The 14,418-nt window shown below is 46.9% G+C and carries 16 protein-coding genes and 1 pseudogene; 8 read left to right on the forward strand and 9 right to left on the reverse strand.

All coding sequences use genetic code 11. The annotated features are described in order from the left end of the window. Window positions 1-29 precede the first annotated feature (29 nt). Entirely contained in the window at window positions 30-1,490 is a 1,461-nt protein-coding gene (locus ACK8NJ_RS11395; RefSeq protein ID WP_411962474.1) for a mannitol dehydrogenase family protein, read from the forward strand. Window positions 1,491-1,525: 35 nt separating this feature from the next. On the opposite strand, the gene ydfZ is transcribed toward ACK8NJ_RS11395, so the two are convergent. The 3 genes from ydfZ to ydfG all read right to left on the reverse strand — a co-directional run bounded on the left by ydfZ (window position 1,526) and on the right by ydfG (window position 3,428). Further along, complete coding sequence (ydfZ, locus tag ACK8NJ_RS11400) at window positions 1,526-1,729, reverse strand: putative selenium delivery protein YdfZ (RefSeq protein ID WP_000214712.1); 204 nt, start codon at window positions 1,727-1,729, stop codon at window positions 1,526-1,528. 177 nt (window positions 1,730-1,906) lie between these two features. After that, on the reverse strand, window positions 1,907-2,593 hold the full coding sequence (gene rspR, locus ACK8NJ_RS11405; protein WP_000215549.1) for a DNA-binding transcriptional regulator rspR: 687 nt from the start codon (window positions 2,591-2,593) through the stop codon (window positions 1,907-1,909). Window positions 2,594-2,681: 88 nt separating this feature from the next. Beyond that, window positions 2,682-3,428 carry a bifunctional NADP-dependent 3-hydroxy acid dehydrogenase/3-hydroxypropionate dehydrogenase YdfG gene (ydfG, locus tag ACK8NJ_RS11410; protein ID WP_000636571.1) on the reverse strand — a complete coding sequence of 249 codons (747 nt, stop codon included), beginning with the start codon at window positions 3,426-3,428 and terminating at the stop codon, window positions 2,682-2,684. A 136-nt stretch (window positions 3,429-3,564) separates the two neighbouring features. On the opposite strand from ydfG, the gene dcp reads away from it, so the two are divergent. Further along, window positions 3,565-5,610, forward strand: coding sequence for a peptidyl-dipeptidase Dcp (gene dcp / locus ACK8NJ_RS11415; RefSeq protein WP_411962475.1), 2,046 nt, complete (start codon window positions 3,565-3,567; stop codon window positions 5,608-5,610). Between the two features lie 44 nt (window positions 5,611-5,654). Here the strand turns inward: dcp and ACK8NJ_RS11420 are convergent. Beyond that, window positions 5,655-5,735 (reverse strand): annotated as a pseudogene (locus ACK8NJ_RS11420) (2-oxo-tetronate isomerase); the annotation flags it as partial. Between the two features lie 239 nt (window positions 5,736-5,974). Here ACK8NJ_RS11420 and ydeI point away from each other — a divergent pair. Together ydeI and dgcZ are read left to right on the forward strand one after the other, a co-directional pair. After that, window positions 5,975-6,367, forward strand: a complete 393-nt coding sequence (ydeI, locus tag ACK8NJ_RS11425) for a YdeI family stress tolerance OB fold protein (RefSeq protein ID WP_000671737.1) — start codon at window positions 5,975-5,977, stop codon at window positions 6,365-6,367. Window positions 6,368-6,621: 254 nt separating this feature from the next. Further along, window positions 6,622-7,512, forward strand: coding sequence for a diguanylate cyclase DgcZ (dgcZ, locus tag ACK8NJ_RS11430; RefSeq protein ID WP_411962477.1), 891 nt, complete (start codon window positions 6,622-6,624; stop codon window positions 7,510-7,512). A 114-nt stretch (window positions 7,513-7,626) separates the two neighbouring features. Here dgcZ and mgtT read toward each other — a convergent pair whose 3' ends face one another. The 3 genes from mgtT to ftrA form a co-directional block, all read right to left on the reverse strand. Further along, window positions 7,627-7,731: a hypothetical protein gene (gene mgtT, locus ACK8NJ_RS11435; RefSeq protein ID WP_212734532.1), complete on the reverse strand. Its 105-nt coding sequence runs from the start codon at window positions 7,729-7,731 to the stop codon at window positions 7,627-7,629. Further along, the gene (gene mgtS, locus ACK8NJ_RS11440) at window positions 7,731-7,826 is read right to left on the reverse strand and encodes a protein MgtS (protein ID WP_000901367.1); all 96 of its coding nucleotides are present in this window, start codon (window positions 7,824-7,826) and stop codon (window positions 7,731-7,733) included. The genes mgtT and mgtS overlap by 1 nt, the downstream gene beginning before the upstream one ends. A 107-nt stretch (window positions 7,827-7,933) precedes the next feature. Next, window positions 7,934-8,905, reverse strand: a complete 972-nt coding sequence (gene ftrA, locus ACK8NJ_RS11445) for a transcriptional regulator FtrA (protein WP_411962529.1) — start codon at window positions 8,903-8,905, stop codon at window positions 7,934-7,936. A 94-nt stretch (window positions 8,906-8,999) separates the two neighbouring features. Here ftrA and ACK8NJ_RS11450 point away from each other — a divergent pair, with 94 nt between their 5' ends. Further along, a complete protein-coding gene (locus ACK8NJ_RS11450; protein WP_000559548.1) occupies window positions 9,000-9,398 on the forward strand; it encodes a rhodanese-like domain-containing protein in 399 nt (132 codons plus the stop codon). Window positions 9,399-9,429: 31 nt separating this feature from the next. On the opposite strand, the gene ydeE is transcribed toward ACK8NJ_RS11450, so the two are convergent. Next, window positions 9,430-10,617, reverse strand: coding sequence for an efflux MFS transporter YdeE (gene ydeE / locus ACK8NJ_RS11455; protein WP_411962478.1), 1,188 nt, complete (start codon window positions 10,615-10,617; stop codon window positions 9,430-9,432). A 194-nt stretch (window positions 10,618-10,811) separates the two neighbouring features. Here ydeE and eamA point away from each other — a divergent pair, with 194 nt between their 5' ends. Further along, window positions 10,812-11,711, forward strand: coding sequence for an O-acetylserine/cysteine exporter (gene eamA / locus ACK8NJ_RS11460; RefSeq protein ID WP_000087220.1), 900 nt, complete (start codon window positions 10,812-10,814; stop codon window positions 11,709-11,711). A gap of 44 nt (window positions 11,712-11,755) precedes the next feature. On the opposite strand, the gene ACK8NJ_RS11465 is transcribed toward eamA, so the two are convergent. Then, window positions 11,756-12,454: a GntR family transcriptional regulator gene (locus ACK8NJ_RS11465; RefSeq protein ID WP_411962479.1), complete on the reverse strand. Its 699-nt coding sequence runs from the start codon at window positions 12,452-12,454 to the stop codon at window positions 11,756-11,758. 198 nt (window positions 12,455-12,652) lie between these two features. Between ACK8NJ_RS11465 and ACK8NJ_RS11470 the strand changes: the two genes are divergently transcribed. Beyond that, window positions 12,653-12,964 (forward strand): PTS sugar transporter subunit IIB, encoded by a 312-nt coding sequence (locus ACK8NJ_RS11470; protein ID WP_411962480.1) that lies wholly within the window; start codon window positions 12,653-12,655, stop codon window positions 12,962-12,964. Window positions 12,965-13,076: 112 nt separating this feature from the next. Then, window positions 13,077-14,399, forward strand: coding sequence for a PTS sugar transporter subunit IIC (locus ACK8NJ_RS11475; protein ID WP_001314747.1), 1,323 nt, complete (start codon window positions 13,077-13,079; stop codon window positions 14,397-14,399). Window positions 14,400-14,418: the final 19 nt, after the last annotated feature.

The raw sequence follows: 14,418 nt of genomic DNA on the forward strand, positions 1-14,418 counted from the left end.
CTTGCCATATTTAAATTTAAGGAATTGTTATGGGAAATAATTTGTTATCAGCAAAAGCAACGCTCCCTGTTTATGATCGTAATAACCTGGCCCCAAGAATTGTTCATTTAGGCTTTGGCGCATTTCACCGTGCGCATCAGGGCGTGTATGCCGATATTCTTGCTACAAAACATTTCAGTGATTGGGGATATTATGAGGTCAATTTAATCGGCGGCGAACAGCAAATTGCCGATTTACAACAGCAAGATAATCTTTATACCGTTGCGGAAATGTCGGCCGATGCGTGGACGGCTCGCGTCGTTGGCGTCGTTAAAAAAGCCTTGCACATACAAATAGATGGCTTAGAAACCGTGCTGGCTGCGATGTGTGAACCGCAAATCGCGATTGTCTCTCTGACAATCACCGAAAAAGGGTATTTCCACTCTCCGGCGACCGGACAGTTAATGCTCGATCACCCGATGGTCGTTGCCGACGTACAAAATCCCCACCAGCCGAAAACTGCAACAGGGGTGATTGTCGAGGCGCTGGCTCGCCGTAAAGCGGCAGGTCTTCCCGCATTTACCGTCATGTCATGTGACAACATGCCAGAAAACGGTCATGTTATGCGTGACGTTGTCACTTCCTACGCGCAAGCTGTTGATGTAAAACTGGCACAATGGATCGAAGAAAACGTGACTTTCCCATCAACAATGGTGGACCGTATTGTGCCCGCAGTGACGCAGGATACGCTGGCGAAAATCGAACAACTTACCGGTGTGCGCGATCCTGCGGGCGTTGCCTGTGAACCTTTCCGCCAGTGGGTAATAGAAGATAACTTTGTTGCCGGACGTCCGGAATGGGAAAAAGCGGGAGCCGAACTGGTTAGTGATGTGCTGCCTTATGAAGAGATGAAGTTGCGCATGCTCAACGGCAGTCATTCATTCCTGGCGTATCTGGGGTATCTTGCCGGATATCAGCACATTAATGACTGCATGGAAGATGAACATTATCGTCATGCAGCGTATGCCTTGATGTTGCAGGAACAAGCGCCGACGTTGAAAGTGCAGGGCGTTGATTTGCAAGATTACGCTAACCGATTAATTGAACGCTATAGCAACCCGGCGCTACGTCATCGAACCTGGCAGATTGCGATGGATGGCAGCCAGAAATTGCCACAGCGGATGTTGGATTCTGTTCGCTGGCATCTGGCGCATGACAGCAAGTTCGATCTGCTGGCGCTGGGCGTCGCAGGTTGGATGCGTTATGTGGGTGGTGTTGATGAACAGGGAAATCCGATAGAAATCAGTGACCCACTGTTACCTGTTATTCAGAAGGCTGTACAAAGTAGTGCCGAAGGGAAAGCGCGCGTCCAGTCATTGCTGGCGATTAAGGCGATCTTTGGTGATGATTTGCCAGACAATAGCTTGTTTACTGCAAAAGTGACGGAAGCGTACTTGTCTTTATTAGCGCATGGTGCGAAAGCGACCGTGGCGAAATATTCCGTGAAGTAAAAAAAGCAATGCCGCCATCGGCGGCATTCACACGCTTAGTTCATGCCGAGACGAATCAGGTCCAGAGGTGCCAGTTTCTCTTCACAACCTTCAACAACTACGGTTTTTCCGCGGCGGATTTGCTCAGCGGTCAGACCTTCAGTATCAATCGACAGGATCTTGCCAGTGTGACCGGTGCCGCTAACCATAACACGGCTGCCAGTGGTGATTGCGTTACGGTTACGATCGTAGGTCGTCATAGGTGTTTTCTCCTTTCTGATTTACAGTCGAAGCCCACGTAACGGGCGCAATATAAATACTCCTGTCGAGTGAAATATTTTTTGTTTTTGATCAAGCTCACATCTTTTTTGATGCATGCATGAGCCATAAGGCGGGGCGAATAGACTCTCACCCCGGATGGGATGAGAGGAAATGAATTACTCTTCGCTAAACCAGTCGCTGTTTTCCTGGCGGATCTGGCGCACGGATTCGCTGATTTCCTGCAAATGTTGCGTCATTGCACGTTCTACCGCATCGCCATCACGTTTTTGCAGGGCAGAGAAAATATCAAGATGCTGGCGTAACAGCATTTCTGGTGGAGAAACGTGGTCGAAACTCATATAGCGCACGCGATCAACGGTCGCTTTCAGGTTCTCAATGGTATCCCACGCCAGTTGACAGTCGGCAATCTGCGTCAGGAGTTGATGGAAGTTGTCATCAAGTTCAAAAAAATCATCCAGTTGCTTGCGCTCTATGGCAATGCGTTGCTGGTGAAGATTTTGTTCCAGTTGGTAGCACTGGCTTTCGGTAATCATGCTCGCCGCCCGACGCGCCACCGCGCACTCAATGGCCTGACGGATAAAACTGCCGTTGCGCACCTGGGCCATGGAAATTTTGTTGACGTAGCTGCCACGCTGCGGACGAATTTGAATCAGGCCGTTTTCCGCCAGTTTAATAAAGGCTTCACGAACCGGCTGGCGTGACACATTGAAACGAACAGAAACTTCTTTTTCCGACAACGGTGTGCCTGGAGCAATCAGGCAATGGACAATGTCGCGACGAAGGATACGATAAATTTGCTGATTGACAGGCTGTGTGGGATTAAGTTGCGTTTCGACGGTCATTCGTTCTTGCTTGTGAGTGAGTTGACTGCATGAGTCTACCACTTTTTTGTGACAAGCAATAACCCGGCAGTTACGCCGGGTATAAAAATTACTGACGGTGGACATTCAGTCCGGCATAGCTTTGGGTAACCGGCATCATTTCCAGGGTATTGATATTGACGTGAGCAGGCAGCGTTGACACCCACCAGACGGCTTCGCTGACATCTTCTGGCGTCAATGCAACGGTATTTTGATAGGTTTTTTCCGCTTTACCGTCATCGCCTTTAAAGCGGACATTGGAAAACTCGGTGCCACCCACCAGACCCGGCTCGATGTCGGTGACGCGCACCGCCGTACCATGCAGGTCCGTACGCAGATTCAGGCTAAACTGACGAACAAACGCTTTCGTCGCACCGTAAACGTTACCACCGGCATACGGCCAGCTGCCTGCCGTTGAGCCAATGTTAATAATATGACCATGATTACGTTCAACCATACCCGGTAAGACGGCGCGCGTCATATATACCAGGCCTTTGTTGTTGGTATCAATCATCGTTTCCCAGTCTTCAACGCTGGCTTTATGCGCAGGCTCCATGCCCAACGCCAGACCGGCATTATTTACCAGGATATCAATATTGCACCACTCGGCAGGAAGCGATGCCAGCATCTCTTCAATAGCGGCGCGGTTGCGAACGTCCAGTTGGGCGATATAAAGATTATCTCCCAGTTCGTCTTTTAACTCCTGCAACCGCTCCTGGCGACGGCCAGTGGCGATAACTTTATGCCCTTGTTGAATAAAACGACGAGTAATGCATTCACCAAAACCTGCCGTTGCTCCAGTTACTAAAACGATCATCTCACTGTTCCTCAACGCTTTTGTGTGTCAATAACATAGCACGTGATGCTTAAGAGCGGGTAATACTGGTTTGCAAGATTGCACTCCGTTATCAGTAAGCCTACGCTATGGAACACCTCGCGTTCAGGAGAAGAAAATGACAACAATGAATCCTTTCCTTGTGCAAAGCACACTGCCGTATCTGGCTCCCCATTTTGATCAAATTGCCAATCATCACTATCGCCCGGCATTCGATGAGGGAATGCAGCAAAAGCGGGCAGAAATTGCTGCCATCGCGCTTAACCCGCAAGCGCCTGATTTCAACAATACTATTCTGGCACTGGAACAAAGCGGAGAATTACTTACCCGCGTTACCAGCGTCTTTTTTGCGATGACTGCGGCGCATACTAATGATGAATTACAGCGTCTTGATGAACAGTTTTCCGCTGAACTGGCGGAACTGGCTAATGATATCTATCTGAACGGTGAATTATTCGCGCGGGTAGATGCTGTCTGGCAACGCCGTGAATCCCTGGGACTTGATAGTGAATCCATCCGCCTGGTGGAGGTCATTCATCAACGTTTTGTCCTTGCCGGAGCCAAACTTGCACAAGCTGATAAAGCAAAATTAAAAGTACTGAATACAGAAGCTGCGACCCTGACCAGCCAGTTTAACCAGCGGTTACTGGCAGCAAATAAATCCGGCGGTCTGGTTGTGAACGATTTCGCGCAGCTGGCAGGAATGAGTGAGCAAGAGATTGCGCTGGCGGCAGAGGCGGCTCGCGAGAAAGGTCTGGATAACAAATGGCTGATTCCGTTGCTGAATACCACCCAGCAACCAGCGCTTGCTGAACTGCGCGATCGCGCGACGCGTGAAAAACTGTTCACTGCGGGCTGGACGCGAGCGGAAAAAAATGATGCCAATGATACCCGCGCTATCATTCAACGTCTGGTGGAGATCCGTGCACAACAGGCAACATTACTTGGTTTTCCTCATTATGCCGCATGGAAAATCGCCGATCAGATGGCAAAAACGCCAGAAGCAGCACTCAACTTTATGCGGGAAATTGTTCCAGCGGCGCGTCAACGTGCGAGCGATGAATTAGCCTCCATACAGGCGGTTATCGATAAGCAGCAAGGCGGGTTTAGCGCGCAGCCGTGGGACTGGGCATTTTATGCCGAGCAGGTAAGACGTGAGAAATTCGATCTCGATGAATCGCAGCTCAAGCCATATTTTGAATTAAACACGGTGTTGAATGAAGGTGTATTCTGGACCGCGAATCAGCTCTTCGGTATTAAGTTTGTCGAACGTTTTGATATTCCTGTCTACCATCCTGACGTTCGTGTGTGGGAAATTTTTGATCATAATGGCGTGGGGCTGGCGTTATTTTACGGTGATTTCTTCGCCCGTGATTCAAAAAGCGGCGGTGCATGGATGGGCAATTTTGTTGAGCAATCAACGCTTAATGAAACGCACCCGGTAATTTATAACGTCTGCAATTATCAGAAACCCGCCGCTGGGGAGCCTGCGTTGTTACTCTGGGATGATGTAATAACCTTATTCCATGAATTTGGTCATACGCTGCACGGCCTCTTTGCCCGCCAGCGTTATGCCACGCTTTCCGGCACCAACACGCCGCGTGATTTTGTCGAATTTCCGTCGCAAATCAACGAACACTGGGCAACGCATCCGCAGGTATTCGCTCGCTACGCCCGGCATTATCAGAGCGGGGCAGCAATGCCTGACGAACTGCAACAGAAAATGCGTAATGCCAGCCTGTTCAATAAAGGGTATGAGATGAGCGAACTGCTTAGCGCCGCACTTCTCGATATGCGCTGGCATTGCCTGGAAGAAAACGAAGCAATGCAGGATGTCGATGATTTCGAATTGCGGGCGCTGGTGGCGGAAAATATGGATCTTCCCGCTATACCGCCACGCTATCGCAGCAGTTATTTCGCCCATATTTTTGGTGGCGGATATGCCGCGGGTTATTACGCTTATCTGTGGACGCAAATGTTGGCCGATGATGGTTACCAGTGGTTTGTTGAGCAGGGCGGATTAACGCGTGAAAATGGGCGGCGTTTTCGCGAGGCGATTCTTTCCAGAGGTAACAGCGAAGATCTGGAACGCCTGTATCGACAATGGCGCGGTAAGGCACCTCAGATTATGCCGATGCTGCAACATCGTGGCTTGAACGTATAAACACCACCAATGGCTGGCCTGGATTTATCGCCAGACCAGCCTCGTTATAGCAGTAATTGCAGCGGCTGGGTGAGGGCAAACTTCACCGCTAATGCGAATGCCGTTTCGCAGTCGCCAGCAAAATTACTTTTTTTATATACCCTTCCGTTATAATAATTTTCAAATTTATAAATCTGATTGTTCTGAAATATGTTTAAGACTCTTTAATCTTCTTCTTACTTTAGTGAGTTAAATTCTCTTAATATTTGACAGCTAGTTGCCTGATTTTAAATGCCTTATAACAATTGGCAGTATTCTTATTTGGCAATTATAAAAATAGCAACCAGACTTAATAAGTCAAACCAAACGCAATTAAGGAGTTAGTATGAAATTTCAGGCCATTGTATTAGCAAGTTTTCTTGTCATGCCTTATGCGTTGGCAGATGACCAGGGCGGATTAAAACAGGATGCAGCGCCACCGCCGCCTCATGCAATAGAAGATGGCTATCGCGGAACCGATGATGCAAAAAAAATGACCGTTGATTTCGCAAAAACCATGCATGATGGCGCTTCGGTTTCACTACGCGGTAATTTGATTTCTCACAAAGGAGAGGACCGTTACGTTTTTCGCGATAAGAGCGGTGAAATTAATGTTGTTATTCCTGCGGCCGTCTTTGATGGACGAGAAGTTCAGCCGGACCAGATGATCAACATTAGCGGCAGTCTGGATAAGAAAAGCGCGCCGGCCGTCGTTCGGGTCACTCATTTGCAGAAATAAAAATAAATTAGCCTGATGGCCTGAACTACTGGGCCATTAGGTTATTGGGTTATGCTATTTGTCATCCTTTTAATTGCGATAATGCAGGCTTAATTTACAGAATTAAACACTTTTTTATCTGCTGATTTTGTTTCAAATCACAATGTTATCTCAGAGATGACTCATAACTTCGGATTTCTATGAAAATATTGACGTAATTTTGCTTTTCTCTCGTTAGAATAGCGCGCACAAGGAACTGTGAAAAAGGAGTGGCAATGATCAAGAAGACAACGGAAATTGATGCCATCTTGTTAAATCTCAATAAGGCTATCGATGCCCACTACCAGTGGCTGGTAAGTATGTTTCGCAGCGTAGTCGCGAGAGATGCCAGTAAGCCAGAAATAACGGATAACCATTCTTATGGACTGTGCCAGTTTGGTCGGTGGATTGATCATCTGGGACCACTCGATAACGATGAATTACCTTATGTTCGGCTAATGGATTCTGCCCATCAACATATGCATAACTGTGGTCGGGAATTAATGCTGGCTATTGTTGAAAATCACTGGCAGGACGCGCATTTCGACGCCTTTCAGGAAGGGTTGCTTTCTTTTACTGCGGCATTAACCGATTACAAAATTTATTTGCTGACGATCCGAAGCAATATGGATGTTTTGACGGGATTGCCGGGTCGTCGGGTTCTTGATGAATCCTTTGATCATCAGTTACGCAACGCTGAGCCTCTGAATCTTTATTTAATGTTGTTGGATATTGACCGATTTAAATTGGTTAATGATACCTACGGGCATTTAATCGGCGATGTAGTATTACGCACCCTGGCAACTTACTTAGCCAGTTGGACGCGCGATTACGAAACGGTTTATCGCTACGGGGGCGAAGAATTTATCATTATTGTCAAAGCGGCTAATGATGAAGAAGCATGTCGTGCAGGTGTCAGAATTTGCCAGTTAGTCGATAACCATGCCATCACACATTCTGAAGGGCATATCAACATTACCGTGACAGCAGGTGTCAGTCGCGCATTTGCTGAAGAGCCTCTGGATGTGGTCATTGGAAGAGCGGACCGGGCAATGTATGAGGGTAAGCAAACCGGAAGAAATCGCTGCATGTTTATTGACGAACAAAATGTGATTAACCGAGTTTAAGCTCCGTTTAACATTCATTGAGAAAACTGATGCTACTGTGTCAACGATCCGTTATCAGTGCAGGAAAATGCCTGTTAGCGTAAAAGCAAAACACAAATCTATCCATGCAAGCATTCACCGCCGGTTTACTGGCGGTTTTTTTTCGCCGTCATAAAAATCAGGCCCCTTGTACACAGTTGTAACAAGGGGCCGGTTAGGTGAGGGATTATCTCCGTTCATTAGTCATCCCATTTGTGGCTGAAATACGCGGCCAGAAAACCAGAAAATAAAATTATTCCCAGTACGGCCATAAAAACATTCATATTACCCAGCATTATTTGCCTCCGTTTATGGTGTGGTGTGTTTCCTCGCTTACCTTAATTTTCATCTCAATGAGAAAGATATTAGCAGAGATAACCTAAACGAAGGATGAATTAGGTGATTAATGTGAAGGAGGACGGCTGTTTTTTCTGTATTGCGAAGGAGATAATAAAAAACGCTGTAGAAAATGATGCCTTAGTAAGGCTGAATTGCCAAACCCCGTCAGCTCGGCAATTTTATCGATGCTGAAAGCCGAATTTTGCAGATAATCCTGCACGCGAATTAACCGCTCATTAAGCAGCCAGCGGGCAGGTGTCATACCCGTTAAGGCGGCAAAACGTCTTAAAAAAGTGCGTTGGCTCATGTTCACTCGCCCGGCAAGAGAGGCAACGGTATGCGTTTGCGCCAGATTTTGCTGTAAAAAGTCGAATAATGCGCCAAACGTCTGGCTTTCTCGCGACGAAGCCATCGGACGCGTCATGTTTTGTTGTTGTTCTCCGTGGCGATGCGGCTGGATGACTAGCCGTTGGGCGACATTGTTTGCAATTTCGTGACCATAATCTTTACGCACGATATGTAAGCACAGATCGATCCCTGCAGCACTCCCTGCGGAAGTCATGACTTGTCCTTCATCCTGATATAAAACATTGTCACATACATGAATAGAAGGGTAACGATGTTGGAGTTGTTCAGTGTAGCGCCAGTGGGTGGTCGCTTTACGCTGGTGAAGAAGGCCTGCGGCGGCAAGAACAAATACACCAGAACATATCGATACCAGACGAGTTCCTCGCTGGTGAGTTTCGCGTAACGCCTCACATAGCATCTCTGGCACCGGTTCATCTACTCCACGCCAACCGGGAATAATAATCATATCGGCGTCGGCAAGTAACTCCAGCCCTCCATCCGCAACCACCCGGATCCCACCAGTGGCTTGCAACGCACCGGCTTCTACCGCAGCGACAGCAAACCGATACCAGTTATCACCCATTTCCGGGCGTGGAAGGCCGAATATTTCAACTGCGACGCCAAATTCAAAAGTACATAGCCCATCATAGGCCAAGACAACGACCAGGGGGCGTTGTGAAATTGTCATCATTTTGCGCTTTTCTGGCATATCGAGAGGCGGTAAGTGCAAGGTTTGTCGGTTACATTATTGTTAACACAATAAACCAATAGGAAAAAGCACTATGCATTATGTCACTGAATTTACAGCCGCGACGCCGGACATTGCCGAAGCGCATTTTCTCATACGCCTGAGTCTTGAAACAGATTGTGCCGATGTTCATGACTCTCTGGCGTACGTTGGTGATGACTTCGTTTTATTGCATGTGGTTGGGTGTGAAGAAAACTTCGCCCGCAGGCATATTCCCGGCGCGATTCATTTGCCCCATAAGCAAATGACCTCAGAGAGAATGGCTCAATGGTCGAAAGATACTCTGTTTGTGGTGTATTGCGCGGGACCACATTGTAATGGAGCAGACCGGGCGGCACTCAAACTGGCCCAGCTAGGAAGGCCAGTTAAAATCATGCTCGGCGGGATCACCGGCTGGGAAGATGAAGGCTACGCCTTTGCAACAGGAAAATAATGAGTAAAGCCGTGGCAGTGAGGCACGCCCATCAACATGCCACAGGCGGCCCCCAGGATTTTGCACGAATGCCTTTCAGCATTAACACCCACGCAGCAATGATCACCAACGCTAAGATGATAAACAGCGAGGAAGGCGGCAGGTTGGTTAGCACTATGCCACTCACTAATGGGTTAATCGCCGCACCAAGCCAGCCTAAAGACTGAGCGGAAAAATAGCTGGCTTTCATTCCTGGCGGCGCAATATGGTCAATCAACATATACTCGCCCGGCGCATAAATGATTTCACCGACAGTAAATACCGCAGCTGACATACCCCACAATAGCAGGCTGTTGCCGGAAAAAATAAAACCGACCAGCCCAATGACGAAACAGAGGGTGCCTGCTGTCATCAGCGCGCGGATGTTAGCCGGGTTAAGTCGGCGGCCCACGGAATATTGCAACGTAACTACCATGGCAGCATTAACCGGAAGAACAACCGCAACCACCTTTTCGGCAAAATCACCATCAGCAATCACCATCACATATTGTGAAATGCACGAGGCAAATGCGCCGCTAACAAAGGAAGCCAGAAAACCAGAGCAGGTAAACCACAACAGTGCTTTATCTTGTAATAAAACTTTCGGCGACCAGGCACTGCCTGTTTCCGTGGCGATGATTTTCTCGCTGCGCTTTACCCAAATTTGAATGAAAAGCATGGGAAACGCGGAACAGATAGCTGCCAGCCAAAAGGGCAGATTGATGCTCTGCATCACCAACAGCGTGCCGAGCGGCGGACCGATGGTCCACCCAATGTTGAGCATGGTGTAGTTGATTGAGAAGATTTTCGTTTTGCTGGTGGAGGAAAGATTGTCGGCAAACCAGGCTTTCAACACGGTAGCAAAAACGGAATAGGCGCAGTTAATAAGGGCAAAAAAGAGCACCACCAGCGTCACGTTATTCACTAAAGGAATGGCAATAAAACCGCTGGCGAAGGCGGTAATTGCCAGTAACATATAGCGTTTCTTGTCGAACTTATCCGCCAGGATACCAAAACCGAGGCTAAAAACGACGCCAATAGTGAGCGCAATTGTCATCGCATAACCGATTAGATCGACACTCAGGCTGTACTGGCGACTCAAGTAAATGGTCATAAACGGCAGCGTAGCGCCGCGTCCGATGGTTAATAACAACGACGAGGCAAGAAGGGCGCTGGTAGAGCGTCGTAGGGATAAGTTCATTTGTCTGTCCGGCAGTGCGTTTCGTTATGTTTTGTTTTAGAGATGTAAAGAAATAGCATGGCAAAAATCCGAAGTATAGCGACTTATTTGCGCATTAATGCCGTCGTAATCGCCGACTAACGAATCAACTGTTAAAGAAAAGTAAATTCAGCTAAGTTGATTGCTTACAAAAGATGAAATTCAGAGGCGGTAGAATGTCGCGAAAAGATGGGGTGTTGGCGCTACTGGTAGTGGTCGTATGGGGGCTAAATTTTGTGGTCATCAAAGTGGGGCTTCATAACATGCCACCGCTGATGTTGGCCGGTTTGCGCTTTATGCTGGTTGCTTTTCCGGCTATCTTTTTTGTCGCACGACCGAAAGTACCACTGAATTTGCTGCTGGGGTATGGATTAACCATCAGTTTTGCGCAGTTTGCTTTTCTTTTTTGTGCCATTAACTTCGGTATGCCTGCTGGACTGGCTTCGCTGGTGTTACAGGCACAGGCGTTTTTTACTATCGTGCTTGGCGCGTTTACTTTCGGTGAGCGACTGCATGGCAAACAATTGGCGGGGATTGCCTTAGCGATTTTTGGCGTACTGGTGTTAATCGAAGATAGTCTGAACGGTCAGCATGTGGCGATGCTCGGCTTTATGTTGACCCTGGCGGCAGCATTTAGTTGGGCGTGTGGCAACATCTTCAATAAAAAGATCATGTCGCACTCAACGCGTCCGGCGGTGATGTCGCTGGTAATCTGGAGCGCATTAATCCCAATCATTCCCTTCTTTGTTGCCTCGCTGATTCTCGATGGTTCCGCAACCATGATTCACAGTCTGGTCACTATCGATATGACCACCATCTTGTCTCTGATGTATCTGGCGTTTGTGGCGACAATTGTTGGTTATGGGATCTGGGGGACGTTACTGGGACGCTATGAAACCTGGCGGGTTGCACCGTTATCGTTACTGGTGCCCGTAGTAGGACTGGCAAGTGCGGCACTATTGTTGGATGAACGCTTAACGGGTCTACAATTTTTCGGTGCGGTGCTCATTATGACCGGGCTGTATATCAATGTATTTGGCTTGCGGTGGCGTAAAGCGGTAAAGGTTAGAGGCTAAACCATACGCACAGAATGTGATGTCAGCGCTCTGTGCGTCTGCTTTTATCGCGGGAAAAAGTACTTTACCTGGAACTCGAAAATATTGCTGTAAAGTAACGAATAATCCAGCGGAATAGAGTTACTATCCACAGCCTGGGTCTGAATTTTAAGTATGGGATCCCGTGGGCTGATCCGTAAAACACTGGCGATTTCTGGGGTAGGAAAAGTAGGGGAGAAAGTTTCAAAGGTGCCAATGATTTTGATCCCGCATTCGTTCTCAATATACGAAAATTTGGATTTTTGCATATGTGCTACGGTTAAATCAGGAAAACGTGCCACTGACATCCACGTTTCTTCTAATTGTGCTGCATTATCCTCAATGAATCGCAGTCTCTTTATGTAATAAACCTGCTCACCAGTCACTAAATTCAGCTCAGTCGCAATAGGGGGAGAAGCATCCTGCACTTCAAATTTCATAATCTGACTTCCTGCCTCCTTGCCGCTTTTATGCGCAATTTCACTGAAGCTGTTCATGTGATCAATGTGTGCAACAAAATTCTTTTTTTGAATGTATGTTCCTGAACCATGCTTTCTATGAATAATTCCTTCGCCTTCCAGCAAGGATAATGCCTTACGCAGGGTATTACGCGAAACATTATAACGAACAGCGAGTTCAGCTTCTGACGGCAACAAATCACCAACATGCCATGAATAGCCATTGATCTCGGATTTAAGTAAGCGGGCAATCTTTTGAAAAATCACTTTTGCACCTTTTAAGAGCCATTGAAAACAAGGAGTTGAGTCCTGATTGGTTTATCGTATGGCCGAGTCGTTTAATTATCACCCTGATGTTGAACAACTTTAGTGCTGTATTACTGTGATCAATGTACCAGGACGTATAGCTACTGCGGGATATGATATTTACACAATGTAATCTGTTATATACCAGTAAGGGAAAATATGAAAAAGATATTGTTAGTTTGCGCTGCGGGCATGTCAACCAGTATGCTGGTTAAACGTATGATTGATCATGCTAACGCTATTTCACTTGAAGTTAATATTTCCGCATTGGCGATTGCAGAGGCTAAAGGGAAAATTAAAAATAACGAAGTTGACGTTGTTTTACTTGGCCCGCAAGTTCGCTTTCAGAAACCAGAGATTGAAGCTGTTGCACAGGGGAAAATGCCTGTAGCTGTTATCGAGATGAAAGACTATGGCACCATGAACGGACAGGCAGTTCTTGAATTTGCGATGAAAATACTGCAAGAGTAAGAATCTAATTTTATTAAACTATTACCTGAACTAACTTTTCACACATCATAAAATGGATATGGCATACATGCTTTATTGGGATGTATAAATATCCAGAACAACAGGTATAAAAATGGGATTAATGACCTCATTCGAACGTGGAATGGAACGTTTTCTTGTTCCAGTTGCTATCAAGTTAAACTCACAAAAACATGTTGCAGCGGTGAGAGATGGATTCGTTTTTACGTTTCCAATTATCATGGCAAGCTCATTAATTATATTAATTAACTTTGCCATATTATCGCCCGACGGCTTTATTGCCGGGCTGCTGCATCTGAACAGCGTTTTCCCCAACCTTGAAAAAGCACAAGCTATTTTTACTCCGGTAATGAATGGCTCTGTAAATATCATGTCAATTATGATTGCTTTCCTGGTCGCCAGAAATATGGCGATTAGCTATGAGCAAGATGATCTTTTATGCGGATTAACGGCAATAGGTGCATTTTTTATTGTTTATACGCCATATCAGATGATAGATGGGCAAGCATTCCTGACGACCAAATATCTCGGCGCACAGGGGTTGTTTGTTGCTGTTATCGTTGCATTAATCACCAGTGAAATATTTTGTCGCTTAGCTCGAAACCCAAAAATCACCATAACGATGCCGGCAGCTGTACCTCCTGCGGTAGCGCGTTCATTTAAAGTTTTATTGCCAATATTTTTTGTCATGGTGTTCTTTTCCGCACTTAATTATTGCCTGACACTGATATCCCCGGCAGGATTAAACGATCTCATTTACACATTAATCCAGACGCCGCTCAAACATATGGGAACGAATATCTTTGCGGTAATTATCCTGGGGGCTGTGGGTAATTTCCTGTGGGTGCTGGGGATCCACGGACCTAATACCACCTCGGCAATTCGAGAAACTGTTTTTTCTGAGGCTAATCTGGAGAATCTCTCCTGGGCCGCTCAACACGGCACTACCTGGGGCGCGCCATATCCGATTACCTGGACTTCTATTAATGATGCGTTCGCCAACTGCGGCGGTTCAGGTATGACGTTGGGGTTATTGTTGGCTATTTTTATCGCGTCTAAGCGTGCGGAATACCGTGATCTGGCAAAAATGTCGTTTATCCCCGGTATTTTCAATATCAATGAACCGATAATGTTCGGCCTTCCTATTGTACTTAACCCCATCATGATGGTGCCGTTTATTCTGGTTCCCATTGTTAATTGTGCCATTGGTTACTTCTTTGTTTCGATGGAAATTATTCCACCGGTTGCTTATGCCGTGCCCTGGACTACGCCCGGACCTTTAATTGCTTTCCTCGGAACCGGGGGAAACTGGCTGGCGTTACTGGTGGGTTTTTTATGTTTAGGTGTGGCGACAATGATCTATTTACCTTTTGTTATTGCCGCCAACAAGGTCAATAACATGACAACTAACGGATAATCCCATTTACACAGGAAGG

Source organism: Escherichia sp. F1 (assembly GCF_046764225.1).
GTDB classification, from domain to species: domain Bacteria; phylum Pseudomonadota; class Gammaproteobacteria; order Enterobacterales; family Enterobacteriaceae; genus Escherichia; species Escherichia coli.